Annotated in this window: 28 protein-coding genes and 1 pseudogene; 6 read left to right on the top strand and 23 right to left on the bottom strand. The window is 60.0% G+C overall.

The genetic code is table 11. The annotated features are described in order from the left end of the window. Positions 1–49 precede the first annotated feature (49 nt). The 11 genes from glf to rfbB form a co-directional block, all read right to left on the bottom strand. Positions 50–1198 carry a UDP-galactopyranose mutase gene (gene glf / locus GJG85_RS04360; RefSeq protein WP_275564759.1) on the bottom strand — a complete coding sequence of 383 codons (1149 nt, stop codon included), beginning with the start codon at positions 1196–1198 and terminating at the stop codon, positions 50–52. 1 nt (position 1199) lies between these two features. After that, a complete protein-coding gene (locus GJG85_RS04355) occupies positions 1200–3056 on the bottom strand; it encodes a DUF4422 domain-containing protein (RefSeq protein WP_124593940.1) in 1857 nt (618 codons plus the stop codon). Between the two features lie 67 nt (positions 3057–3123). Next, positions 3124–4044: an NAD-dependent epimerase/dehydratase family protein gene (locus GJG85_RS04350; protein ID WP_124593939.1), complete on the bottom strand. Its 921-nt coding sequence runs from the start codon at positions 4042–4044 to the stop codon at positions 3124–3126. 77 nt (positions 4045–4121) lie between these two features. Further along, the gene (locus GJG85_RS04345; RefSeq protein ID WP_204383693.1) at positions 4122–4829 is read right to left on the bottom strand and encodes a sulfotransferase family 2 domain-containing protein; all 708 of its coding nucleotides are present in this window, start codon (positions 4827–4829) and stop codon (positions 4122–4124) included. Between the two features lie 98 nt (positions 4830–4927). Then, on the bottom strand, positions 4928–5674 hold the full coding sequence (locus tag GJG85_RS04340) for an ABC transporter ATP-binding protein (RefSeq protein ID WP_124593937.1): 747 nt from the start codon (positions 5672–5674) through the stop codon (positions 4928–4930). A gap of 10 nt (positions 5675–5684) precedes the next feature. After that, complete coding sequence (locus tag GJG85_RS04335) at positions 5685–6467, bottom strand: ABC transporter permease (RefSeq protein ID WP_124593972.1); 783 nt, start codon at positions 6465–6467, stop codon at positions 5685–5687. A 39-nt stretch (positions 6468–6506) separates the two neighbouring features. Then, on the bottom strand, positions 6507–7415 hold the full coding sequence (locus tag GJG85_RS04330) for a glycosyltransferase family 2 protein (protein ID WP_204383691.1): 909 nt from the start codon (positions 7413–7415) through the stop codon (positions 6507–6509). Between the two features lie 4 nt (positions 7416–7419). Continuing rightward, positions 7420–8271 (bottom strand): dTDP-4-dehydrorhamnose reductase, encoded by an 852-nt coding sequence (rfbD, locus tag GJG85_RS04325; protein WP_239468927.1) that lies wholly within the window; start codon positions 8269–8271, stop codon positions 7420–7422. Between the two features lie 38 nt (positions 8272–8309). Next, the gene (gene rfbC / locus GJG85_RS04320; protein ID WP_204383689.1) at positions 8310–8861 is read right to left on the bottom strand and encodes a dTDP-4-dehydrorhamnose 3,5-epimerase; all 552 of its coding nucleotides are present in this window, start codon (positions 8859–8861) and stop codon (positions 8310–8312) included. After that, positions 8846–9739, bottom strand: a complete 894-nt coding sequence (gene rfbA, locus GJG85_RS04315) for a glucose-1-phosphate thymidylyltransferase RfbA (protein ID WP_124593933.1) — start codon at positions 9737–9739, stop codon at positions 8846–8848. The genes rfbC and rfbA overlap by 16 nt, the downstream gene beginning before the upstream one ends. Before the next feature lie 11 nt (positions 9740–9750). Then, complete coding sequence (rfbB, locus tag GJG85_RS04310; RefSeq protein WP_204383688.1) at positions 9751–10812, bottom strand: dTDP-glucose 4,6-dehydratase; 1062 nt, start codon at positions 10810–10812, stop codon at positions 9751–9753. A gap of 334 nt (positions 10813–11146) precedes the next feature. Between rfbB and GJG85_RS04305 the strand changes: the two genes are divergently transcribed. Continuing rightward, positions 11147–11986: a symmetrical bis(5'-nucleosyl)-tetraphosphatase gene (locus tag GJG85_RS04305; protein ID WP_204383687.1), complete on the top strand. Its 840-nt coding sequence runs from the start codon at positions 11147–11149 to the stop codon at positions 11984–11986. Between the two features lie 31 nt (positions 11987–12017). Here GJG85_RS04305 and GJG85_RS04300 read toward each other — a convergent pair whose 3' ends face one another. The 8 genes from GJG85_RS04300 to GJG85_RS04265 form a co-directional block, all read right to left on the bottom strand. After that, positions 12018–12875 (bottom strand): lysophospholipid acyltransferase family protein, encoded by an 858-nt coding sequence (locus GJG85_RS04300; RefSeq protein ID WP_050011685.1) that lies wholly within the window; start codon positions 12873–12875, stop codon positions 12018–12020. A gap of 19 nt (positions 12876–12894) precedes the next feature. After that, positions 12895–14172 carry a dihydroorotase gene (locus GJG85_RS04295; RefSeq protein WP_050011686.1) on the bottom strand — a complete coding sequence of 426 codons (1278 nt, stop codon included), beginning with the start codon at positions 14170–14172 and terminating at the stop codon, positions 12895–12897. 61 nt (positions 14173–14233) lie between these two features. Beyond that, positions 14234–15265 carry an aspartate carbamoyltransferase catalytic subunit gene (locus tag GJG85_RS04290; protein WP_006476735.1) on the bottom strand — a complete coding sequence of 344 codons (1032 nt, stop codon included), beginning with the start codon at positions 15263–15265 and terminating at the stop codon, positions 14234–14236. A gap of 73 nt (positions 15266–15338) precedes the next feature. After that, positions 15339–15851 carry a bifunctional pyr operon transcriptional regulator/uracil phosphoribosyltransferase PyrR gene (gene pyrR / locus GJG85_RS04285; protein WP_050011687.1) on the bottom strand — a complete coding sequence of 171 codons (513 nt, stop codon included), beginning with the start codon at positions 15849–15851 and terminating at the stop codon, positions 15339–15341. Further along, positions 15838–16287 carry a Holliday junction resolvase RuvX gene (gene ruvX / locus GJG85_RS04280; protein ID WP_006476737.1) on the bottom strand — a complete coding sequence of 150 codons (450 nt, stop codon included), beginning with the start codon at positions 16285–16287 and terminating at the stop codon, positions 15838–15840. Before ruvX ends, pyrR begins: the two co-directional genes overlap by 14 nt. Beyond that, the gene (locus GJG85_RS04275) at positions 16284–16862 is read right to left on the bottom strand and encodes a YqgE/AlgH family protein (protein WP_034206570.1); all 579 of its coding nucleotides are present in this window, start codon (positions 16860–16862) and stop codon (positions 16284–16286) included. Before GJG85_RS04275 ends, ruvX begins: the two co-directional genes overlap by 4 nt. Positions 16863–17044: 182 nt before the next feature. Beyond that, positions 17045–18349, bottom strand: a complete 1305-nt coding sequence (locus GJG85_RS04270; protein WP_050011688.1) for a hypothetical protein — start codon at positions 18347–18349, stop codon at positions 17045–17047. A gap of 104 nt (positions 18350–18453) precedes the next feature. Continuing rightward, positions 18454–18624, bottom strand: coding sequence for a rubredoxin (locus GJG85_RS04265; protein ID WP_004186709.1), 171 nt, complete (start codon positions 18622–18624; stop codon positions 18454–18456). A 255-nt stretch (positions 18625–18879) separates the two neighbouring features. Here GJG85_RS04265 and GJG85_RS04260 point away from each other — a divergent pair, with 255 nt between their 5' ends. Continuing rightward, positions 18880–19746, top strand: a complete 867-nt coding sequence (locus GJG85_RS04260; RefSeq protein WP_050011689.1) for a hydroxymethylpyrimidine/phosphomethylpyrimidine kinase — start codon at positions 18880–18882, stop codon at positions 19744–19746. A 19-nt stretch (positions 19747–19765) separates the two neighbouring features. Here GJG85_RS04260 and GJG85_RS04255 read toward each other — a convergent pair whose 3' ends face one another. Continuing rightward, a complete protein-coding gene (locus GJG85_RS04255) occupies positions 19766–20089 on the bottom strand; it encodes a hypothetical protein (protein ID WP_124593926.1) in 324 nt (107 codons plus the stop codon). A 34-nt stretch (positions 20090–20123) separates the two neighbouring features. Between GJG85_RS04255 and GJG85_RS04250 the strand changes: the two genes are divergently transcribed. From GJG85_RS04250 to GJG85_RS04240, 4 genes and pseudogenes are all read left to right on the top strand, one after another. Beyond that, positions 20124–20606: a type VI secretion system tube protein Hcp gene (locus tag GJG85_RS04250; RefSeq protein WP_204383686.1), complete on the top strand. Its 483-nt coding sequence runs from the start codon at positions 20124–20126 to the stop codon at positions 20604–20606. Positions 20607–20701: 95 nt separating this feature from the next. Next, a pseudogene (locus GJG85_RS34930) lies at positions 20702–20818 on the top strand (N-acetylmuramoyl-L-alanine amidase); the annotation flags it as partial. Positions 20819–20889: 71 nt separating this feature from the next. Continuing rightward, positions 20890–21234, top strand: coding sequence for an N-acetylmuramoyl-L-alanine amidase (locus GJG85_RS34925; RefSeq protein ID WP_239468926.1), 345 nt, complete (start codon positions 20890–20892; stop codon positions 21232–21234). A 1-nt stretch (position 21235) separates the two neighbouring features. Next, on the top strand, positions 21236–21688 hold the full coding sequence (locus GJG85_RS04240; RefSeq protein ID WP_124630623.1) for a hypothetical protein: 453 nt from the start codon (positions 21236–21238) through the stop codon (positions 21686–21688). A gap of 110 nt (positions 21689–21798) precedes the next feature. On the opposite strand, the gene groL is transcribed toward GJG85_RS04240, so the two are convergent. The 3 genes from groL to GJG85_RS04225 all read right to left on the bottom strand — a co-directional run bounded on the left by groL (position 21799) and on the right by GJG85_RS04225 (position 24684). Continuing rightward, positions 21799–23439, bottom strand: a complete 1641-nt coding sequence (groL, locus tag GJG85_RS04235; protein ID WP_006476740.1) for a chaperonin GroEL — start codon at positions 23437–23439, stop codon at positions 21799–21801. Positions 23440–23485: 46 nt separating this feature from the next. Beyond that, positions 23486–23779, bottom strand: coding sequence for a co-chaperone GroES (gene groES, locus GJG85_RS04230; RefSeq protein ID WP_004186661.1), 294 nt, complete (start codon positions 23777–23779; stop codon positions 23486–23488). A gap of 392 nt (positions 23780–24171) precedes the next feature. Beyond that, complete coding sequence (locus tag GJG85_RS04225; protein WP_050011692.1) at positions 24172–24684, bottom strand: SRPBCC family protein; 513 nt, start codon at positions 24682–24684, stop codon at positions 24172–24174. Between the last annotated feature and the right edge of the window lie 36 nt (positions 24685–24720).

The following is a 24720-nucleotide window of genomic DNA, read 5'->3' as shown; positions in this document are numbered from 1 at the left end:
CCTCTTTGCCAAACTTGCATTTGGCAAAGAGGAAAAATACCCAATCGAATCAAAGAGGCGATACGACAAATGCAGGCATTTGCGCCCGCTCCGTACGAGCGGTGAGGAAAGCGTCCGCCACATCTAGAGCTTCGGCAATAGTGACATCCATATCGAGATAGCGATATGTGCCCAATCTACCAACAAATGTGACGTTACGCTCCGTCTCGGCCAGATCAACATAGTCGCGCAGCATTTCCTTATCTTCGACCAAACGGATCGGATAGTACGGTATATCACCTGGCTGACATTGACTACTAAACTCCTTGAATACGATAGTTTCCTCGTGATCCTCCCAGGGAGTGAAATGCTTGTGTTCAGTAATGCGCGTATACGGAACATTCTCCTCTGGATAACTCATCACCGCGCAGCCTTGGAAATCTCCCGTGTCATAAATTGGCTCGAACCTCAATGTTCGATACGCGAGATGCCCCAACTTATGTTCAAACCAACTGTCCAGTGGACCACTGAAGAATACATGATCATATTTTGACGTCGATGTGCGATCAAAGCTACAGTTCAAATGGACGTCAATATTTTCATGATCGAGAATCCGCTCGACCATGAGCGTATACCCCTCGACCGGCATTCCTTGGAAACGATGGCCAAAGTAATTGTCATCGTAACTAAATCGCACCGGCAATCGTTTCAAAACAGATGCAGGCAACTCGCTCGGCGGCAAACCCCACTGTTTGATCGGATAGCCACGGAAAAACGCGTGATACAAGTCTTTCCCCAGAAAGCGCAACGCCTGATCCTCGAAGCTTCGCACCTCTGAAATTGACTTTTCCGCGTTTTGCTCGATAAATTGCTTCGCCTCTTTCGGATTAAATGTCTTTCCGAAAAATTGATTGATTGTGTGCAAATTTATCGGAAGCCCATAAACGCGCCCACCGGTTGTCGCCTTCACTCGACAAATATATGGCGCAAATTCTGCAAAGCGATTTACATATTTCCAGACTTCCTCGTTATCAGTATGGAAAATATGAGGGCCGTGGACATGAACCATCACTCCAGTTCGCGCGTCCCGCTCGGTATGACAATTACCGGCCACATGATTACGCGACTCTACCACCGTAATCTTCATTCCCTTTTCGGCCAATTCACGGGCGATCACCGCCCCAGAGAGGCCCGCGCCGACAATAAGTATTTTTTCCATATCAATTCTTCCACCGTTGATCCAATGTCGTGGCTAGCGGAAAGATTGCACGGCGGATAAAACCAGGCAATCGCCTCCACACTGCCGAAGCAACCCGTCGCTTCATGGTATTACTACGCAAAGACAAGGGTGCCGCCGAGGAACTTAGCTTTAGCAAGCGATCTTCATACCAAAGCGTCATTCTCAGATAAAACCAATAATATTGCGCAAACTCTGAACCCGGATCGTTCCACGGCTTAACCGCTCCTGCATAATGCAGCATGGAAGGATTCTTTCGTGATTCGAGATACGCGTTGTAGATGTCGACCGGCAGCGCATTTCCATGCCCCGGCGGCAAACTCACACTATTCCAAGTTAAATCCAGAAACCGAACATCACCAACAAGATATTTGTTTAATATATCTTGATCAAGAAACCAATATCTATTACGCCGAAGATCAGAAATCATTTTCTGACACAACCGATTTTCTCGAAGCTTCTCGAGATTAAACAAAATGAGTCCTGCTTGAAAGTAGTCCCGATACCGCTCCTTCATTCCGACCACGTCGGACAAGTATTTCGCAGTCGGATAGCCTCCTGTCTCCGCCATTGAACGAACTCCCATCGCAACAAACGATGCCATGATGACGTCCTTTACCGCGGCCGCTGACTTGCCATCAAGCTCAGTGTCAAAAATCTTGGCGACATCATCGATGACTACAGCATCGGTATCGAGAAATAAGATCTTATTGCGGTTGTAGACGATCTCAGGCAACGCAAGCCGATAGAACGTGGCGCGCGTGAAGTACATATGAGCATCGATGTCAAGAAACTGCATTGACATATCAACAAACGAAATCTTTGCATGTGGATGCAATCGTTCCAGCGCGCGAAGACCTCGACGCTCAAGTTCGGTCATCCCTCCATCAAGAATCAGAAAATCGATGAACCTATCGTGTGCCGCGTTAGAAAAAACCGAAGCAACGAGCGCAGCCATATGAGCAACGTAGTGCGAATCCGTAGCGGCAACAACCGATACCGGCTTGAGATCGGTAACCGGCAACGGTGGACATGACGCGATCGGGGACGTATCTTTTACAAATACACGGCGCAAGTACTTAATCTTCAAATCCTTGTCGTCCGCCGATTTCTTCGAGACGAACACGCCAACCATGCGTTCAGCGATATACCCAATGACGCGACGCTCGGCGGGGCCATAGTTTGAAACATCGATACGCTTGTCTAGCTCGGCGAGCAACGGGAAAAGCCAAGCGGAATATTCCTCAAATATTTCACGCTTAAAAATGAACATGTTGGTGAATAAACCCGATTCCGAGCTCATCACTTTTTTGAAATGCCCGTAGTACTCCGGGCATGTTTCATAAATTATCTCACCAGCAAGATCAAGATCTTTGATGTGATGAAATGTGGCGTCACGATATTGATCGTAAATTGTTGTAGCACCGCAACCCGCGACATTCCAGGGCTCCGGCAAAATCATGTCGACATCCTCCACGCAGCGCTCGATATCATGATCGGTCAGACCATATTTGGCGAGCACTTCCGCGGACAGACGATCCTCAATGACGAGCCCACTTGAATCTACATTTCGATCAATTCGCTCCGGGAAAAAATCAAAAAAACGACGATAATGAACAAATCCAACATAATCCGATTCTTTGTCGTTTTTCCAGACCCAATATTGCCCCGTCAATTCACAATACGACGCGTTTTTCCCGGAAATATTTTCACCGACATTATCTTTGAGCGTCGGCAAGTCGTGCTTTGATATCGCACATCCAGTCTGAATCGGCTTCATCACCCTGCTCTTCACCATGTAAGCAGGGTTGAAATAATTTATGTAGAGAGAAATTTTCATTGAAGTAACTCTTGACTCAGCATGGCCAGTATTTCTTGATGCTTTTTTTCGCACGCGGCAATAACTTTCACTGACCACGGGCCCACGTCAAAGTGGCTTCAATGCCACTCTTGACATCAATTTCAGGTCGCCAGTTTAATCTATTGACTGCCTTTGCAATATCAAGGATATTAACAGGAACATCCACACTTCTCGACGCCTGATATTTTACCTCGAACGGCAATCCAAAGTCGTCGCGAAGAATTTTCACTATTTGATTCAGGGAAAGACCTACGCCCGAGCCGATATTGAATATTTCATTTTCCGCGTCGCTCTCTGCGGCAGCCACGATGGCCCTCACCACATCATCTATATAGATATAATCGCGAACAACAGATCCGTCTCCCCAGATTTCGATGGGGACGTTATTGATGATTTTTCCAATAAAGTTCGCAATTGCCCCTTGGTTGTAATTTAGGCGCTGGCCAACCCCATACGGATTTGCAAGGCGAATAACGTTGTAGCGCATCCCGTGAATTTTGCTATAAAGATGCAAATAATACTCAACCGCCTTTTTTACAATTCCGTATGAACACGTCGGGAAGCCATGTTGATTTTCCGAAATCGGTACACTCGGCACCGTGCCATAGACGGTACCTCCCGATGAAATATAAACAAATCGCCGAATTTGCTTCGGCGAGAGCGCATCAAGCAACGAGACAGTTCCGATTAAATTCGTCTCAATATCGAATACGATCTTCTCGTTCGACAGCGCGGGCCCAACGCTAGATGCGAGATGAAAACACACGTCGATCTCTCCACCGCATTGCGCAATCACCTCCGGGGCGTAGTAGGGCCCGTTGATCAAAGTCAACTTATCCATCGGCAGCGCCACACACGGTGTAGCACCTTCCAAGTCGACAACGGTAACGTTCCAACCCTTGTCAAGAAGGTGGCGTGTCAAATGGGAACCGATGAAACCGAATCCCCCAGTGATTAGTGCTCTCATCTTTCTAAATCCACAAGATTTTCGATATTGCAGTGCATCGCCGCGTGGCCATGAACGAAGTCCGGTACCACTTGCTTTTACTGGGAAGTTCCAAACATCGACTCGATCAGCGTATAGTCAGCCGCGAACCTGGCTCGAATACGCCCAACGAGCTCTGCGTCGCGAAACTGTGACGATGCCGGAAACTGTCCGCAAATTTCCTTGAACCCGAGGAACACCTCACCGTTCACGTCTAGCACGTTGCTGCCAATGCTTATGTCTGACCTAGTCGCGTGTGGGGCGTAAGTTTTGAGTTCGATCTCTCGCAACCGCGGATGGCCACTCCATTGCTCCTGCAGTGTTTCCATCCAGAGCCAGATCGTCGGCTGCTCGGTCAAGAACGCGGACTGACTGCGCCAATGTGGGTCGAGTTGTTCGTCTGGAAAAGCACAGAGATGCGTTACAAATTCGCGAAATGTAACCGATGAAGTCGACGATGGTCGTGCCTTCCCTCGTTGCACCCGCCAGATGTATTCGACGAGTTCGTGGACAAACAATTCGTCCGGCAAGATTTCCGTAAACTTGTTTAAGTACGCGGAAACAACTCGCTCAAAAGGATCTCGCAGAACAATAAGGCACGGCCACTCGTGGGCGTCCGGCGAAGCGCCGGCGAACGATTCGCCAACGTGATGCGGGTTCCTTCCTTGAATTTTCGAGAAACCCAGGCTATTAATGACCGTCGAGCACGCATTCTTGGGAATACGAATGAATCTAAGCTGGTGGTCATTGAAGTACATCATCGTCATATTTGCACTACCGACTATGCTCCTACCGGTTCTTCGTGAGAGACGCGTCGCGTTCGACCGCGTCCCCTCTTCCACAAACAACATCGATGCGTGGTAACTCAGACCTGCGCCTCATATTCTTGAAGCACTTCCTCCACGCCCCCGAACCGATGGACGCGGCCTCTTTCCATCCATAACACCTTATTGCACACGCGACGAATTTCGGTATTCGAGTGCATTGCGAGGACTACAATCTCGGCCCGACCGTGCAGGTCTTGTAGACGAGTCTTCGCCTTTTGCATAAAAGATGCATCCCCCACCCCCATGACTTCGTCGAGCAACAGGATTTCCGCATCAACCGCCGTAGACACTGCGAATGCGAGGCGAACCCGCATCCCGCTCGAGTACGTTCGAATCGGTAAATCTAGGTAGTCGCCAAGCTCACAGAAATCGGCAATTTCTTCTTGCTTTGCCTTGATTTCCGTATCCGACATACCGAGCAGCAATCCCCGGAGACGAATGTTCTGGAGGCCAGTGGAATTCTCATCCATTCCCAAGCTGATATCCAGCAGCGGCACGACCTTTCCGCTTCGCTGCACTTCGCCCGACGTGGGTGTATAGATCCCGGCCATCGTACGCAACAAAGTCGATTTTCCTGCCCCGTTATGACCGATTAGCCCAACTCGGTCCCCGCTCTCGAACCGCATCGAAACGCTATCAAGGGCTCGAACGACGATTACTCCATCGTTGTCCTCAGCAATAGTATTCCGTCGCCCCATTCGCATCACCTTTTTCTTCAGTGACCGACCTTGGAGATCGTAGATAGGCAGGTCAAGTGTCGCGTTCTTTAGTTCAATGTAAGCCACTTTCTGCCCCTCAAATCCAGTACGGGATACGCTTCAGATATCGCCCTGTCAGCATCAACGCGAGGGGCCAGCCCACCAGAGCCATCCCGCCCACGACGATCCATGTAGTCGCTCCCGGTATCTCACCAATCAACGGTGCACGAACGATATCGATCATGTATGCAAGAGGATTCCACTCCACGATGAACGAGAACCGATTTAACGAAGTCGGCTTGAAGATGATCGGCGTCACGTAGAATGCCACCTGCAGAAAAGCACCGATGATCTGAGGCAGGTCTCGAAATCGAGCCGACAAAAGCCCGGCTACCATTGCAATCCAAACAGCGTTCAGAACGTAAAGGCCGAATGCGGGTACAAAAAAGATCAGCGATACCCAGTCCTTTACGCCGAAAACAACAAGCAGGACAAGGATGATGACAAAGTTGTGAGTCAAAACCACCAGATTCCGCCAAACGACCTGCAATACAAAAATGAGTTTTGCAGTTGGGGTCTGGCGGATATAAGAGCCGCTGTTGATGTACGATAGACTTCCCTCTTGAACGACTTGCGAAAAAAAACCCCACATAACAATGCTTGTCGCAAGGAAGGGCAGATAGTCGCTCATCTTTTGACCGAAAAGCGTGCCGTATACGACGCCCAGAGAGCCCACCATCACCCCCATACTGATGGTGAGCCAGAATGGTCCCACCCGTGAGCGAGCATATCGCTGACGAATTTCGAGCCACCCCAACAACATCCAGAGCCTCCAAGAGGCCAGACTCTGCCACAAGTCAATTAGTGCACTATTGAACATAAGAACCATCAATCGAAATCAGAATCGCTGTGTAATACTTCATTGCCGCTCTAACCTCCCGCTACGCCCCTTCAGCCCATGCCACAAGCCCAGCAAAGATAGGCGAAGATGCTCCATTCTGGGAGTCATGAATACGCCATAGATGGCCAGCCTAAACGGGAATTTAATTAGTTCCGTACTCTTCCAACTCAACGGAACATAGTCTCGCTTGATTAGAAGTACAGCATTTCTAAACAAGTAGTAGTGGCGTAGCGCGCTATGACTCGGATAGAGTCGACCAAGAACCCTAACAGGCTCGCCCCCCAATTCGTGCATGAGCGTGATGTCCGGTATACCTAGAATGAGGCACCCACGCGCACGCGCACGAACGCACCATTCAAGGTCGACAAAATCAATAAATAGTGAATCGTCCATCGGACCAATTTCACGCCACAACGACAAATTGATGCACGATCCTGACGTAATCAAAAAATCGACAGACACCGGCTCATTCGATGTCGGTCGAATGCGTTTGAGTGAAAAATGTCGAAACTGAATGAATGGGGCGACACCGCCAAGCCTAGCATCTGCATACGCGGGGCCGACAAGCGCAACGCGTGGATTCCGTCTAACGGCCGCATCGATCCGCTTTGGCAAACCGGTAAGCAACTCCGGTGTCGGCTCGCTGTCTTGGTCAAACAGCAAAGCCCATCGGCAACCGTGCTCAAGCAGTCGCTCGACACCTTGGTTCAATGCAGTTGCGATCCCTAAATTTCGGCCATTTGTGATGTACTCGATCGCCGGATCAAGTCTAACGCCGCCTGCGTTGGCGCTGCTTTCTGTATTATCTACAACAACACAATGGCCAAAACCAGCAAGTCGATTGGCGTTACGCACGCAATCAGCGTTGGGTCGATAAAACACGACGACAATGCCGATTTTTTGGGATGTCGCGGAACGCTCGCTCATTCGATCAATCACCAAGACACAGGCCCAGCGCCTCGTCCCACGCGGGCATGTGCAGACCGAATATCTTGGATATTTTGTCGATACTCATCCGCGAATTGGAAGGTCGCGCAGCAGGTGTCGGATACTCACTTGACGTGATCGGCACCACCACCGTATCGGCATGATGGCCATCGCGTTCAAGAATGGACTTCGCAAAGCCGCACCATGATGTCTCGCCTGCGGCTGTAAGATGGTAGACACCAGAGCGCTCCCGCCACCATTCCGAGCGATTTGCAGCGATTCCTTGTGAAAGGATCTGCGCGGTCGCCTCCGCGATTGTCCGAGACCACGTCGGCGCGCCAATCTGATCGGCAACCACCTTCAACTCTCGACGTTCGGTTGCAAGTCGCTGCATCGTTCGCAGAAAATTCTTTCCCCGCCGTCCATAAACCCAGCTCGTACGCAAGATCAGGTGTGCACAACCTGCTGCGGCAACACTCAACTCTCCGGCGAGCTTGCTCTTTCCGTATATGTTTTGCGGGTTCGGCTGATCATCTTCAACATACGGACCGGACTTCTGCCCGTCGAACACATAGTCGGTTGAATAATGCACAAGCACTGCACCCAGCGCCGCCGCCTCTTGAGCGAGAGTAGCAGGTAACTCCGCGTTGATCCGCATGGCCATCACTTCATCGGTCTCGGCGCGATCCACCGCTGTATAAGCAGCTGGGTTGACAATGATCGATGGTGCCGTTGTGCGAATGAATTCACGCACACGCGCCAGATCAGACAGGTCTAGAGCAGCGCGATCGCAAGACACGACACGCCCTAGGCATTGAAGCGTGCGCTGAAGTTCGAAGCCAACCTGGCCGCTCACGCCTGTGACAACAATCGTCGGCCTATCCACAGTACCCCTCACGCGAAGACATCCGCTTCGCTCAGACGCTGACCTGCCACATCTTTCGCCGCCAGCGTTGGCTGAAAATCGATGGGCCACTCAATGCCGATTTCCGGATCATTCCACGCAATGCTCCGCTCATGCTCCGGGTACCAGTAATCCGTGGTCTTGTACTGAAAATCCGCCGTTTCTGATAACACAACAAATCCGTGTGCAAAACCGGGCGGAATCCAAAATTGGTGAAAATTCGATGCACTCAGGACCGCCCCCACCCATTTTCCGAAGGTGGGTGAACTTTTCCTAATGTCTACAGCAACATCGAACACTTCCCCATTCACAACCCGCACGAGCTTGCCCTGTGGATGCTGAATTTGATAGTGCAGACCACGCAGCACTCCCTTGGTCGAGCGCGAGTGATTGTCCTGAACGAACGGTGCATCGACACCGAGCTTCTCGGAGAATTCACGCGCATTAAAGCTCTCAAGGAAAAATCCGCGCGCGTCCCCGAATACACGGGGAACGATCAATTTGACGTCTGGAATCGCTGTCGCCTTTACTTCGATGCCCATGCAACCTGATCCGTGAGAATGTTCTTGAGGTATTGGCCGTAACCATTTTTGGCAAGCGGCTGTGCAAGCCTAGACAGTTGCTCCCCATCGATCCAATGCTTCCGATATGCAATTTCCTCCGGACATGCCACTACCAAACCTTGTCGCTTCTGCAGCGTCGCAATAAAGCTCGCTGCCTCGATCAATGAATCATGGGTTCCCGTATCGAGCCACGCGTAACCACGCCCCATGATTTCGACGTTCAACACACCGTCTTGAAGATAGCGCGAATTGACATCGGTGATCTCCAACTCACCACGCGCAGACGGTTTGATGTCCGCTGCAATGTCGCAGACTCGATTGTCGTAGAAGTACAATCCCGTCACTGCATAGTTTGAGCGCGGCTGTGTTGGCTTCTCCTCGATAGAAATCGCCCGAAACGATTTGTCGAACTCGACGACGCCATATCGCTCGGGGTCATGCACGTGATAAGCGAATACAGTTGCTCCCGACTCTCGTGCATCCGCCCGTTCGAGTTGTCCCGCCAGGTCGTGCCCATAGAAAATGTTGTCACCCAATATCAGCGCCGACGGATCGTTGCCGACGAATTCCTTGCCGATGATGAATGCTTGCGCGAGACCGTCGGGCGAAGGCTGCACCGCGTACTGGATGTTCATCCCCCACTGGCTGCCGTCGCCGAGCATCGACTCGAAGCGCGGCGTGTCCTGCGGCGTCGAGATGATCAGGACATCGCGGATGCCGGCGACCATCAGCGTCGACAGCGGATAGTAGATCATCGGCTTGTCGTACACCGGCAGCAGTTGCTTGGAGACGACGTGGGTGATCGGATACAGCCGCGTACCCGAACCGCCGGCGAGGATGATGCCTTTACGTGCCATCGCGTATCTCCTCAAGCGCGCTTCGCGTAGTTGGTTTCGACCCACTTGCGGTATTCGCCCGACGCGACTTCGTCGGCCCATACCTGGTTGTCGAGATACCAGTCGACAGTCTTGGCAAGACCCGTCTCGAACGTTTCCGCCGGCTTCCAGCCGAGTTCGCGCTCGAGCTTGCGTGCATCGATCGCGTAGCGGCGATCGTGGCCGGGCCGGTCCGTCACGTAGGTGATCTGGTCGCGATACGAACCTGCTGCCTTGGGACGCGCCTTGTCGAGCAAATCGCACAGCGTATGCACGACTTCGAGGTTCTTCTTCTCGTTCCAGCCGCCGACGTTGTACGTCTCGCCGGGCACGCCGCGCGCGAGCACCTCACGGATCGCGCTGCAGTGGTCGCCGACATACAACCAGTCGCGCACGTTCTGCCCGTCGCCATACACCGGCAGCGGCTTGCCGGCGAGCGCATTCGCGATCATCAACGGAATCAGCTTCTCGGGGAACTGATACGGGCCGTAATTATTCGAACAGTTCGTCGTCAGCGTCGGCAGGCCATACGTATGATGGTAGGCACGCACGAGGTGGTCCGAGCCGGCCTTCGTCGCCGAATACGGGCTGTTCGGTGCATACGGCGTCGTTTCGGAGAATTGCGGATCCGTCGCGGACAGCGAACCGAAAACTTCGTCGGTCGAAACGTGCAGGAAACGGAACGCTGCTTTGTCTGCGTCGCTCAGGCCGTTCCAGTATTGACGGGTCGCTTCGAGGAGGGTGAATGTGCCGACGACGTTGGTCTGCACGAAATCAGCAGGGCCGTGGATCGAGCGGTCGACGTGGCTTTCGGCAGCAAAGTGCAACACTGCGCGTGGCTTGTGCTCGGCAAACAACGCATCAAGCGCCGTGCGGTCGCAAATATCGACGCGTGCGAACACGTGCTTGGGGTTGCCGTCCAGCGACTGCAGCGTGCGGAGGTTGCCCGCATACGTGAGCTTGTCGACGTTGAGCACGGCTTCGTCGGATTCACGCAGCCAGTCGAGAACAAAGTTGGCACCGATAAAACCCGCGCCGCCCGTAACCAGGATCATGAGGCTCCCTCTAGTAAAGCGCGGCAAGTCGCCAACCGACGCTTGCCGCTGAGAATCGCAAGTGACAATGACAGTCACATCAGGCCGAGGATTTTACCCGGTCGTCCCTACCGTCAAAGTCATGAAGTGCTAATTTTGTTGGGGAAAGAAGCAATTATAGGGATCCGCAGTGCGCAAAAGCCATGCCGCTAACAACTTGATACAGCGCTCCGCCCCTCTCGGTCTTAAAATTTTTTCGTCCCGATGGCACGCTCTGATGGAATAAAATTCTCGACCGTCGCGTGTTTTGGCCATCACTTTTCTTGAACGTCACAAATTGTAACAGTCGCCCTTCATGACGCACACCCCCATCGCCATCGGCGACATCCAAGGCTGCCATTCCGCTTTCCAGTCGCTGCTCGACAAGCTTTCAGCCCCCGCCGACACGCCCCTCTGGATCGCCGGCGACGTCGTCAACCGTGGCCCGGGCTCCCTCGCCGCGCTGCGCGCGGTTGTCGACCTCGGCCCGCGCGCGACCGTGGTGCTCGGCAACCACGACCTTCACCTGCTCGCGGTTTCCGCCGGCCTGCGCACCGAACGCCCCGGCGACACGATCGGCGAGATCCTCGACGCCCCCGACGCCGAAGCCCTGCTCGACTGGGTGCGCCACCGCCCGTTCGTGCATCTCGAAGACGGAAAGCTCCTCGTGCACGCGGGCGTGCTACCGCAATGGGATGCCACGCTCGCGCTCGAACTCGCCGACGAACTCCAGCGCGCACTCCGCGCCCCCGACTGGCGCGACACGCTGCAAGGCCTGTACGGCAACGAACCCAACCAATGGAACCCGAACCTGAAAAAGCGCGACCGGATGCGTGTCGCGTTCAACGCGTTCACGCGCCTGCGCTTCTGCACGCCCGACGGCGCGATGGAGTTCAAGGCGAACGGCGGCCCCGACAGCGCGCCGCCCGGCTACCTGCCGTGGTTCGACGTGCCGGGGCGCCGCACCGCGGACGTGACGGTCGTGTTCGGACACTGGGCCGCGCTCGGCCTGATGCTGCGCGACAACGTCGTCGCGCTCGATTCGGGATGCGTATGGGGAAACCAGTTGTCGGCCGTACGGCTGACGGCCGATCCTGCACAGCGCACGGTCACGCAGGTGCAGTGCGAAGCGTGCCGCTCGCCGGGCGGCGAGTGACGGCAGGCTGATTCACGCGCCCGCCGGTGCATCAGCCCTCGCGCCCCGGCACGGGTGCGTCGGCTGCAGCATCGCCCGCCGCGTCTGCGCCGAGTTCAGTCGCCGGATACGCATGCTTCTGCAGCTCGGCGAGCGACTCGGCCGTCGGCTTGCCGACCTTCTCCTGCAGCGTCGCCAGCGCGGCGGCGATCGCGTCGCGCGCCGCCGCGGACGTCGCCCGCCGGTCGCCGCCCGGCGCGATCGGCTCGCACACGTACAGATGCGCGACGAGCGGCCCGCCGCGTAGCACCATGTCGAGCGACTTGCCGAGCGACAACTCGCCCGTATAGGCCGGCGCGACCGACTGCCGCCCGTGCGCGTCCTCGTACATCAGGCAGATCGGCTGCACCGCGCAGCCGGCCGATACCGCGGCCTGGAACAGGTTCGCATGAAATGGCAGCAGATCCTGGCCGTCGGACGTCGTCCCTTCCGGAAACACGCACATCACACCGCCGGTGCGCAGGCGCTCGGCCATCTCGTGCATGATCCGCATCGCCTCGGTGCGCTTCTCGCGCTGCAGGAACACGGTGTCGAGCTTCTCGGCGAGCCAGCCGACGACCGGCCACTGCCGCACCTCCGCCTTCGACACGAACGGCGTCGGCCGCCACGCGTTGACCGCATAGATGTCGAGCCACGACACGTGATTGCCCACGACGAGCGCGCTCGCGTCGAGCCGCGCGCCGTCGTTGTGGACGACGAGGCGCATCCCGCAGATGCGCAGCATCTTGACCGACCAGCGGCGTATCAGCTCCGCGCGGCGCGCGGGCGTGACGTGCGAAAAACGCAGCGCGACGATCGCCATGCCGCGCAGCAGATGAAAGACGAGACGCAGCTTGCGAAGAGCGGTCATGGCGAGGATCCGGCGTGGTTCAGTGGCGCTCGAACGCGACCTGCCCGGCCACGAGCGTCGCGCGCACGGTGGCCGGCAGTTCGTAGCCGAGGAACGGCGAGTTGTGGCCCTGGCTCTTCAGCGCTCGCGGCTCGACGCGCCAGTGCGCGCGCGGATCGAACACACACAGGTCGGCCGCACCGCCTTCGGCGAGGCGCCCCGCCGGCAGTTGCAGCACGTCGGCCGGCGCGGACGTGATGCGGCGCAGCGCCTGCGCGAGCGGCGTGCGCGTCTCGTCCGCCCACTTCAGCGTCAGCGACAGCAGCAGCTCGAGCCCCGTCGCGCCCGGCGTCGCTTCGCCGAACGGCAGCAGCTTCTCGTCGTCGTCGACCGGCGTGTGGTCGGAGCAAATCGCGTCGATCGTGCCGTCGGCGAGCGCCACGCGGATCGCTTCGCGGTCGCGCTCGCTGCGCAGCGGCGGATCGAGCCGGAACTGCGAATCGAAGTAGCCGATGTCGACGTCGATCAGGTGGACGTGGTTCACGCCGACGTCGCAGGTCACGGGCAGCCCCTCGGCCTTCGCTTCACGTACGAGCGCAAGCCCGGCCGCCGACGACAGCCGCGCGAGGTGCACGCGCGCGCCCGTCACGCGCATCAGTTCGAAAATCGTGTGCAGCGCGATCGTCTCGGCCGCGACCGGCACGCCGGACAACCCGAGCCGCGACGCGAGCGCGCCGCTCGCGGCCACGCCGCCGCGGCCGATGAACGCGTCGAGCGGACGCAGCCACGTCGTGTAGCCGTAAGTGCTTGCGTATTGCAGCGCGCGCAGCAGCACCTGCGTGTCGCGCACCGGCACGTTCGCATGCGTGAAGCCGACGCAGCCGGATTCGGTCAGCGCGACCATCTCGGTGATCACTTCGCCCTTGAGGCCGACCGTGAGCGCGCCGAGCGGATGCACGTTCGCCTGATGCAGGTTGCGCGCGCGGAACTTGAGCATCTCGACGAGGCCGGGCTCGTCGAGCACGGGATCGGTGTCCGGCGGGCACACGAGGGTCGTGACGCCGCCCGCGACGGCCGCGGCCATCTCGGACGCGAGCGTCGCCTTGTGCTCGTAGCCGGGCTCGCGCAGCCGCGCGCACAGGTCGACGAGGCCGGGCGCGACGATCAGGCCCGATGCGTCGATCGTCTTGTCCGCGTTGAAACCGGCCGGCGCGCTGCCCAGCGCGGCGATCTTGCCGTCCGCGACGAATACGTCGGCCTGCCGTTCGGTGCCGGCGACCGGGTCGATCAGCGTGCCGCCTTGGATATGAATCTTCATGCGCTGTCTGTGAATGCGTTGATTGCGTTGAATGCCTGAATGAGGACGCGCGAAAGCGGGCTCAGTCGCTGTTGCCGGCGACGATGCCCATCACCGCCATCCGCACGGCGATGCCGAACGTGACCTGGTTGAGGATCACCGACTGCGGGCCGTCTGCGACCTGCGAATCGATCTCGACGCCCCGGTTCATCGGGCCCGGGTGCATCACGATCGCGTCGGGCGCGGCGAGCGCGAGGCGCTCGGGCGTCAGGCCCCACGTCTTGAAGTACTCCTGCGCGGACGGCAGCAGCGCGCCGCTCATTCGTTCGTTCTGCAGGCGCAGCATGATGATCACGTCGACGCCCTTCAGCCCCTCGTCGAGGTTGTGGAACACCTTCACGCCCATCTGTTCGAGGCCGCCCGGCAGCAGCGTACGCGGGCCGATCGCGCGCACTTCCGGCACGCCGAGCGTGGTGAGCGCGTGGATGTCGGAGCGCGCGACGCGCGAATGCAGGATGTCGCCGACGATCGCCACGCGCAGCTTCGTGAAGTCGCGCTTGTAGTGACGGATCGTGTACATGTCGAGCAGGCCCTGCGTCGGATGCGCATGGCGGCCGTCGCCGGCGTTGATCACGTGCACGTGCGGCGCACAGTGCTCGGCGATCAGGTACGGCGCGCCGCTCGATGCGTGACGCACGACGAACAGGTCGGCATGCATCGCCGACAGGTTGTTGATCGTGTCGAGCAGCGATTCGCCCTTGCTCGTCGACGACGCATTGATGTTCAGGTTCAGCACGTCGGCCGACAGGCGCGTCGCGGCGATCTCGAAGGTCGTGCGCGTGCGCGTCGAATTCTCGAAGAACAGGTTGAACACGGACTTGCCGCGCAGCAGCGGCACCTTCTTCACTTCACGGTCCGTCACGCTGACGAACTGCTCGGCCGTATCGAGGATGTGATTGACGATCGAGCGCGGCAGGCCCTCGATCGACAGCAGGTGCTTCAGCTCGCCGTTTTTCGTGAGCTGCGGGTTGCCCTTCAGGAAACCGTAGCGGAACCGGTCGGGGCTCGCGGCCGCCGCGGGATTGCCGGTGCGGCCAGTGGTGTCGGTGGTCATGGTGTGCGTGATTCCAACTATGCAAACGGGCCGCGGTGCAAACCGGCGGCCCGGGATACGGTTCGCGTGTCGTTCAGGCGCCGTGCGATTCGACGCGCAGCGTGAAGCCCGCATCGTCGCGCGCGAGCACGAGCGTCGCGTCGGCCGGCACGTCGAGCGTGCCGCCCGCGAAGCGTGCGGCGACCGGCAGCTCGCGGCCGCCGCGATCGGCGAGCACCGCGAGCTCGACCGCGGCCGGACGGCCGTAGTCGAACAACTCGTTGAGCGCCGCGCGCACGGTGCGCCCGGTGTACAGCACGTCGTCGACGAGCACGATGCGCGCGCCGTCGATCTCGAACGGCAGCGACGTCGGGCTGGCCTGGCTGTGCAGCCCCTTCTTCGCGTAGTCGTCGCGGTGCAGCGCGACGTTGACGACGCCGAACGCCTGAGCGCCGAGATCGCGCGCGAGGCGCTCGGCGAGCCACGCGCCGCCGCTGTAAATGCCGGCGAGCCGCGGGCCGCCCGGTTCGGCGAACGCCGTGCCGTAGGCTGCGCGGATCTGGTCGAGCAGGACGCGGTAAAGCGCCTCGGCGTCAATGGTGCTCATGGTCGGACAATTGATCGAGATACTGTTGAAGGATGACGCGCGCGGCTTCGGCATCGAGCATGTCGGTGCGGGCGCGGCCGCGCACGTTGCGCTCGCGCAGCCCGGCCTCGGCCTCGACCGACGAATAGCGCTCGTCGACCCACGTGACGGGCAGCCCGAAGCGGCCGTTCAGCTGGTTGCCGAAACGCTTCGCCTGCTGCGTCATGTCGTGCGGCGTGCCGTCCGGATGCATCGGCAGGCCCACGACGAGCGCGTCCGGCCGCCATTCGGCCAGCAAGTCGCCGACAGCCTTGAAGCGGTGTTCGCGGTTCAGGTTCTGGATCACGACGAGAGCACGGGCCGAGCGCGTCAGCGCGTTGCCGATCGCGACGCCGATCCGTTTTTCGCCGTAGTCGAACGCCAGGAGCGTCGCATCGCGCGCGCTCGCGCCACTCATGCGTGCCCTGCTTCGCCGGACAGCATCGACGAGCTGACGCCGAGCAGGCCCAGTGCGGCTTCGAAGCGCTCTTCGGCCGGCGTGTCGAACACGATGCGCGGATCGGCGGCGACCGTCAGCCAGCCGTTGCGGGAAATTTCTTCCTCGAGCTGGCCGGCGCCCCAGCCTGCATGGCCGAGCGTCAGCAGGAAGCGTTTCGGGCCGGTGCCCGTCGCGACCGCCTCGAGCACGTCCTTCGACGTCGTCATCTCGAGCCCGCCGTCGACGGACATCGACGAGTTGTAGCTCGCGCCCTCGACCGGCTCGTGCAGCACGAAGCCGCGCTCGGTCTGGACGGGGCCGCCGAAGTACACGGGAATGTGCAGCAGCGGCTCGATGTCGAGCTTCAGGTCGATGCGGTTGAACAGCGATTCGAGGTCGATGTCGGTAGGACGGTTGATGACGAGGCCGAGCGCACCGCGCTCGCTGTGATCGCAAAGATAGATCACCGTTCCCGAGAACGTCGGATCGGCCATGTTCGGCATGGCGATCAGGAACTGGTTGGTGAGATTGATGCGATCGGAAGGCTTTGACATGGTTTGAATTTTAGCAAAGACGCCGCGACCTGACCGGGCCGCGATCAACAAGCAACGCCGCGCCGCGCTGGCAACGGCGCACGCGGATCACACGGCACTCTAACACGCGCGCGGGCGCTGTCGGCAGCGTGTTGCAGGCCCGTGCGACAAGGGCCGCCGTCGCGTGTTCGTCCCCTTGTTCGTCAGGTCCGGCCGAGGGCCGTGCCGAGCGCTTCGGACGCCGCCGTGAGATCCGGCGGCGCGACGCCGGCCGCGATCTTCAGGAGCGCCGCACGCAGCATGTCGGACGCGTGGCGGTGCGCATCGAGGCCGCCGTCGGCGAGCGGCACGCCGTGGGCTGCACGGCGCCACGCGAGGCCCAGCGTGTCGGCCAGCAGCGCCGCGTGGCCGAGCCCGAGCGCGCACGCGGCCGTGCCGACCCGGTAGGCGGCGGCGGACGCGTGCCATGCGGCGCCGGCGTCGGCGGTGACCGGGTTGGCCGCCAGGTCGGCCATCGACGCATCGGCGGTCTGCAGGAAATCCTCATAGGCATGCGCGTTGACGGTCACGACGCCGAGCGCACGGGTGGGCGCGGCGGCGGCGACCGCATCGTGCTCGGCCCGCGCCGCATCGGCCTCCCACAATGCTTCGGATGCGGGCGTGCCGGCGACGTGCCAGTCGACCGTCAATCCGTAGTCGTGCAGCACGTCGACGAGCGCGACGTCCTCGGCGGCGGCGCCGAACAGCGCGAAATCGCGCCACAGCAGCGCCACCGTCTCGCGCACCAGCCCGGGCGGCGCGCTGCGCCGGCCCTGCGCGTGTTCGCCGAGCAGCAGGTTGATCCGCGCGAGAAAGCGCTTCAGCTCGGGTGCGCCGCTTGCGCGCAGCGTGCGCACGCACGCGGCCGCGAGCCGCCAGAAATCGTACGGCCCGTCGTCGGTGAGCGCGGCCAGCATCGCGTCGACTTCGTCGAGCGCCGCGCCCGGCACGCCGTGCTCGGCACGCAGCACGTCGAGCAGCGCCTGCTCGTAGCGGGCGCGAATCCGGGGCGCGAAGGCGTCGGGTAGCGCACGCAGCGTGGCAGGCGGCACCGCCCGGCCGACCAGCGCGAGCGCATCGAGCGGCGTGTTCGCGCGCAGGTCGGCGGCGCTTTGCGCACGTAACGCACGGAAATGCTCGAAGAGAACCGGCGAGCACGCGAGCTCGCGCAGGTTGTGGCGCCCGACGGCCGCACGAAAATCGTGCAGCGCCGCGCGCCAGCCGGCCGAAGTCGGCTCGGTGGCGACGAGCGGCACGGCGGCCGACAGTTGCCCGGCAAAACGCGCGGCCGGCAGCCAGCCGGCTTCCGCGAGCACGGCCGCGGCCGCCGCCAGCGGTGCCGCGGCGGCGTCGCGCCGCTCGAATGCGTCGGCGGCCGCCGCCAGCCACGCGTCGGCCGCGCGTACGGCGCCGCCGCGCGGGTTGGGCAATGCGTCAGGGTGGGGAACGTTCGCCGGATCGGACGTCATGGACACGCGCGCCTGTCATCGTCAAGTCGCTCGCGCGAACCGCGGCGCGCAAGCGCCGGGCCGGTGCGAGGCCTGAGCGGGGTGTCCGTGGGCCAGCGGTCCGATCAGATCTGGACCATCTCGAAGTCTTCCTTGCGGGCGCCGCATTCGGGACACGTCCAGTTGATCGGGACGTCTTCCCAGCGCGTGCCCGGGGCAATGCCCTCTTCCGGCAGCCCGGCTTCTTCGTCGTAAATCCAGCCACAAATCAGGCACATCCAGCTCTTGTATTCCATCTTAAGCCGCGTCGGGGAAAAGTCGGTAAATTCGGGAGCCATGATGGTACCGTGTCGGGGCCGGACTGCCTAGCAATCGCGCTGGAGGACGGCAACTACGTTGCGCTGCGCTAAAAAATCCGTCGTACCGGCCGGATTCCACCGCATAATGGTTGAAAAGTGCGGCCTGCCGGGCAACACAGGGCCAAACAAGCCCATTCGCCTCGCCGTCCGCATCTCCGTCGCTTGTCCGTTTTTCTCTTGCCCCATTTTTACATGTCCAGCAACGCCCCTCCGATCGTCCTCACCTTCGGCCTGTCCGATCCCACCGGCGGCTCCGGCCTCCAAGCCGATCTGATGACCCTGGCGAGCATGGGCTGTCACGGCGTGTCCGTCCTGACCGGCTATACCGTGCGCGACTCGGCCGCCTGCGATGAAGTCACGGGCCTCGATCCCGACGTCGTCGCCGCGCAGGCGCGCATGCTGCTCGAGGACATGCCGGTTGCCGCGTTCAAGATCGGCGCGGCGACGCGTGCGGAAGTCGTGAGCGCGATCGCCGAAGTCGTCGCCGACTACGACGGCGTGCCGCTCGTGCTCGCACCGGACTTCACGCTCGACGACGAACACGTCCTCGCCGCCGACGACCTGCGCGAGTCGATCGCCGACCTGCTGGCACCGCAAACCACGTTATTGGTGGCCGACCACGCGACACTGATCGCGCTCGCGCAGCCGGACGGCGATGCCGAGGCGCCGAATCTCGACGCGGCCGTGTCGCACCTGCTGTCGCAGGGCTGCGAATACATCCTGTCGTCGGAAACGGGCTCGCACCGGCTCGTCAATACGCTGTACGGCGAGGAAGGCCAGCTTCGCGAAGACATGTGGGATCGCTCGCCGCACCGGCTGATGGGCATCACCGATACGCTCGGCGCGGCCATCGCGGCGCTGCTCGCGAACGGCCAGGAGCCGCCGGAAGCCGTGCGCGAGGCGCAGGAATACCTGTACCAGGCCGTGCGCGACGCGTTCCGGCCCGGCATGGGCGCGTACCTGCCCGACCGGTTCTTCTGGGCGCGCAGCAACGACGAGTCGGACACGCCGCCGGCCGTGAAGGCCGACCTGGTGCCGAGGACATCGCATCGGCATTGAGTCGTCGGGGCGGCGGGGTTCACGCAATCAAACGCCGGCCGCCCTTCTCGTCGTCTCGGCAGCACACCTCCCGCATCGGCAAATCGACGCCGATGCATGCAAAACCATCGCCATCGGCTGCCGGCTCGGCGCGACACCCTCCGAATCTTCGTTTTCCCGACCAGCGCGTCGGCCCGCGCAATCGCAGCCGCTCAATCATCGCGGCCGAATCCGCGTTCGCGCCCGTCCTACTCTGGCGACTTTCGACCAACGATAAATTGGCGTCGTACTTTTCAACGTCCAATTGCGCCGAAAATCGAACCGGTCCAATAGATTGACCACCAAGCTCAATGCTACGGTCCATTTCACTCAATGTGACCGATACAAAGGAGCATGCGATGGCGCAAGACATTTTCCTGAAACTGGCCGGCATCAAAGGCGAATCTCGAGATGCGTCGCATCCTGACGAGATCGAGGTATTGGCGTGGGACTGGTCCGCCGATCAGCCATCGTCCACACGCTCAGGGGCCGGCAGCATTGAAGCCAAATGCACGGCCAACGATCTGACCATCGAGCATTATGTCGATCGCGCATCACCGATCCTCATGCTGCATTGCCTAAAAGGGAATCATATCGAGAACGCCGTTCTTGTCGCGCGCAAGGCCGGCTGCATGCCACTCGAGTACCTGAAGATCACGCTGGATGATGTCGTCATCACACGGATCAATTCAGTCGCCAATTTCAACATGGCGCGGCCCCGGGAGGAAGTCCAACTCTCATTCGCCCATATCCGGCAGGAGTATGTCGTTCAGAACGCGCAAGGCGGGAGCGGCGGAACGGTCGCGGCAGGATACGACGTCAAAACCGGCAAAGCGACTTGAGAATTGGAGGAGTCGTGCTTTTCATTTCAAAGCAGGGCCACGTCAACGCGGAACGCGTGATCGTCAAAATATACTCGTCCATCGAACGAGGGCCGATGGAGCACGTGAACGGAATCGTCGTCCATCAAACCGGGGGCGCCACCGTCTCCAGTACATTCAATAGCTATAGCAATACCGCGCACGTCCCGAACGGCGCCCATTTCCTGATCGACAAAGATGGCACGATCTATCAGACCGCCTCCCTGCACAGGATGACCAATCACATCGGTAAATTACAGTCACGTTGTATCACCACACTAACTGCTCGACCGCAGACCTCCGAGCGGCACGGCGCGCGTACCAAGCCGGTCCAACGGCATTCCATCGCCATGAATCCCGGAAGGCATTTCCGGACCGCTACCCGTCCAACTCGGACGCAATAGGAATCGAACTTGTCGGCATGTACTACCCCGACGAGAAAACCGCGGAACCCATCTATGAAAGCGTCACAACCGAACAGAATGCATCGCTCAAATGGCTGGTTCGCGAATTGTCTGAAACGCTGAACGTCGAGATGCGAGAGGTGTATCGGCACCCGGAAGTCGGACGCAAGAACGCCACAGAAGCAAGCACTGCACGGTGGGAATGACATGATGGTTCTAGCCAGATGTGTCGCCGCGGTTGCGTTGTGCGTCCCGATCACCGTCTGTCAGGCCAGAGGGGTGAAGGCCGTGACGGTCGAGCACTCCGGCCAGACTTCGACCCCGGACGATCCGCGTACAACGGATGCATGCAGAAACTTCACACCGACCGTCGACCAGCTGAAGCGCTTCTTTTCCAGAGCAGCGCCGATTGACGGCAGGTTCGTGGCACACGATTACTACTCGCCCTGCCATTCGAGCGGCACCGTATCGTTCCCGGACGGCAGTTCGGGAAGGTGGCGTGTTTACTCCAGCGGCACCGCGTCACTGACATGGGCATCGAACGGCAACACGGTCTATCTCTACAACGGTCGCCATAACGGCTGGCACGACCCGTTCGCATGCAGCTACGGCCTTCACGATGAAGACGACGACGCTTCGTGCTATCTGCCGGGCTTCTGATTCCAATCGCGCCGACGCGCACATATAAAAAAAGACCCGCATCGCTGCGGGTCTTTTCTTTTGGCTGGAACGCGCATCGCTGCGCGCTCCGGACAATCGACCGAAGTCGATTACATGTCCATGCCCATGCCGCCCATGCCGCCCGGCATACCGCCCGGCATCGGTGCATCTTCCTTCGGCAGTTCTGCGACAGCTGCGTCCGTCGTCAGCAGCAGGCCTGCAACCGAAGCTGCGTTCTGCAGTGCGGTGCGCGTGACCTTGGTCGGGTCGACGACGCCGGCTTCGACCATGTCGACGTACTCGCCCGTTGCTGCGTTGTAGCCGTAGTTGCCCTTGCCTGCAGCAACCGCCGCCACGACGACGCTGGCTTCTTCGCCGCCGTTCGTGACGATCTGGCGCAGCGGCTCTTCCATTGCGCGCAGCACGATCTTGATGCCGGCGTTCTGGTCGGCGTTCGCGCCGGTCAGGCCTGCGATCGCGGTGCGTGCGCGAATCAGCGCAACGCCGCCACCTGCAACGATGCCTTCTTCCACAGCTGCGCGCGTCGCGTGCAGTGCGTCTTCGACACGTGCCTTCTTTTCCTTCATTTCGACTTCGGTCGCAGCACCGACCTTGATCACCGCAACGCCGCCTGCCAGCTTGGCCACGCGCTCTTGCAGCTTTTCACGGTCGTAGTCCGACGTCGCTTCTTCGATTTGCGCGCGCACTTGCTTCACGCGTGCTTCGATGTTCACGGCTTCGCCTGCGCCGTCGATGATCGTCGTGTTTTCCTTGCCCACTTCGATGCGCTTCGCCTGGCCCAGTTCTGCCAGCGTTGCCTTCTCGAGCGTCAGGCCGGTTTCTTCCGCGACGACTTGACCGCCGGTCAGGATCGCGATGTCTTCCAGCATTGCCTTGCGACGATCGCCGAAGCCCGGCGCCTTGACCGCAACGGTCTTCAGGATGCCGCGGATGTTGTTGACGACCAGCGTGGCCAGTGCCTCGCCTTCGACGTCTTCAGCGATGATCAGCAGCGGACGGCCAGCCTTCGCGACTTGCTCGAGCACCGGCAGCAGATCACGGATGTTCGACACCTTCTTGTCGTGCAGCAGCACGAACGGGTTGTCGAGGACGGCGACTTGCTTGTCCGGGTTGTTGATGAAGTACGGCGACAGGTAGCCGCGGTCGAATTGCATGCCTTCGACGACGTCGAGCTCGTCGGCCAGCGACTTGCCGTCTTCGACGGTGATCACGCCTTCCTTGCCGACCTTGTCCATCGCTTCAGCGATGCGATCGCCGATCGACGAGTCGCTGTTCGCCGAGATCGAGCCGACCTGTGCGATTTCCTTGTTGGTCGTGCACGGCTTGCTGATCTTCTTCAGCTCTTCGACAGCCGCTGCGACTGCCTTGTCGATGCCGCGCTTCAGGTCCATCGGGTTCATGCCCGATGCGACGTACTTCATGCCTTCGCGAACGATCGATTGCGCGAGGACGGTTGCCGTCGTCGTGCCGTCGCCTGCGTTGTCGCTGGTCTTGGAAGCGACTTCCTTGACCATTTGCGCGCCCATGTTCTGGAGCTTGTCCTTCAGCTCGATTTCCTTCGCGACCGACACACCGTCCTTGGTGACCGTCGGGCCGCCGAAGCTGCGCTCGAGCACGACGTTGCGGCCCTTCGGACCCAGCGTGACCTTGACTGCGTTGGCGAGAATGTTCACGCCTTCGACCATCTTCGAACGGGCGGAATCGCCGAATACGACGTCTTTAGCTGCCATCTTCTAACTCCTTGAATTCTTGGGAATATGTACCGTCGGAGGACGCTTACTTGGCGTTGACCACGGCCATGATGTCTTCTTCGCGCATGACCAGCAGTTCCTGGCCGTCGACCTTCACGGTCTGACCTGCGTACTTGCCGAACAGGACACGATCGCCGACCTTCACGTCGAGCGCGATCGGGGCGCCCTTGTCGTCGCGCTTGCCCGGGCCGATGGCCAGGACTTCGCCCTGATCCGGCTTTTCAGCAGCGGCGTCGGGGATCACGATGCCCGAGGCGGTCTTGGTTTCCTGATCCAGGCGCTTGACGATCACGCGATCGTGCAAAGGACGAAGGTTCATATTCACTCCTCTCTTGACTGAGATTGAAGAACGCTTAGGGAAACTGCCCGGCGTGGCGCCCGGCAGAGAATTGTTAGCACTCTCGTGCAGCGAGTGCTAATTATATGGACGGGTTTTGACAAATTCAAGAAGGGAAACCGGAGGAATTTTCGGGGCGGCGACGCGGCGGGAAAAACCCACGAAAACAACAAAAACCCCTTTTAAAACAATGCCATATCGAATGCAACCGACCCGACAGGCGGGCCCATGCGGCCCGCTGATCCCATCCAGCCCCGTTTGGACACCGGGTAAGCCCGGAGTTCCCGGGACCGGTGACATCGCATCGAAAAAACCGCGCGACGCCGATTTCGTCTGCCGCGCCGTGCTCGCTCGCCGGCGTCGCCGGGCCGATTTCACGCGTCGGCGCAGTCCGCGCCGGACAACGGCCGGAAGGTCCGGCCGTCCGTCTCGACGGTCGCGCCCAGCCGCCGCGCGAGCCCCTTCGCGCCTTCGCGCATCACGACGTCGTGGTTCCACCGGAACAGCGGCCGCGCGAGCGGCTCCAGCCAGTTCATCCAGCCGCGCGTGCGGATGTGCCAGTCGTAGCGCACGACGGTGCGCGCGCCGTCGGCGGCGAACGACCAGCAGCCGTCGCCCTCGATCGCACCGCTCGCATGGCCTTCGAGCGCATGCGGCCGCTCGACGCGCCGCACGCGCATGTCGAAGGTCAGCCGGTACGGCAGCGCTCCCTTCCACGTATACCGGTGCAACGCGCCGACGCCGCGCGCGTCGCCAGGCTCGAGCTCGACGGTGCGCACGGCGCCCTTCCACCAGTCGGGCCAGCGATCGACCTGGTAGATCGCGTCCCAGACCGCCGCGAGCGGCGCATCCACCCGCCAGGTCGTCGAAAACCGGTACTCCGCCATGCAGCCTCCGGCATGCGCGTTCAGGAACGCAGATCG

The sequence above is a fragment of the Burkholderia sp. MS389 genome, assembly GCF_016899425.1.
GTDB lineage: Bacteria > Pseudomonadota > Gammaproteobacteria > Burkholderiales > Burkholderiaceae > Burkholderia > Burkholderia sola.
This window is presented reverse-complemented; position numbering and strand designations above follow the sequence as displayed.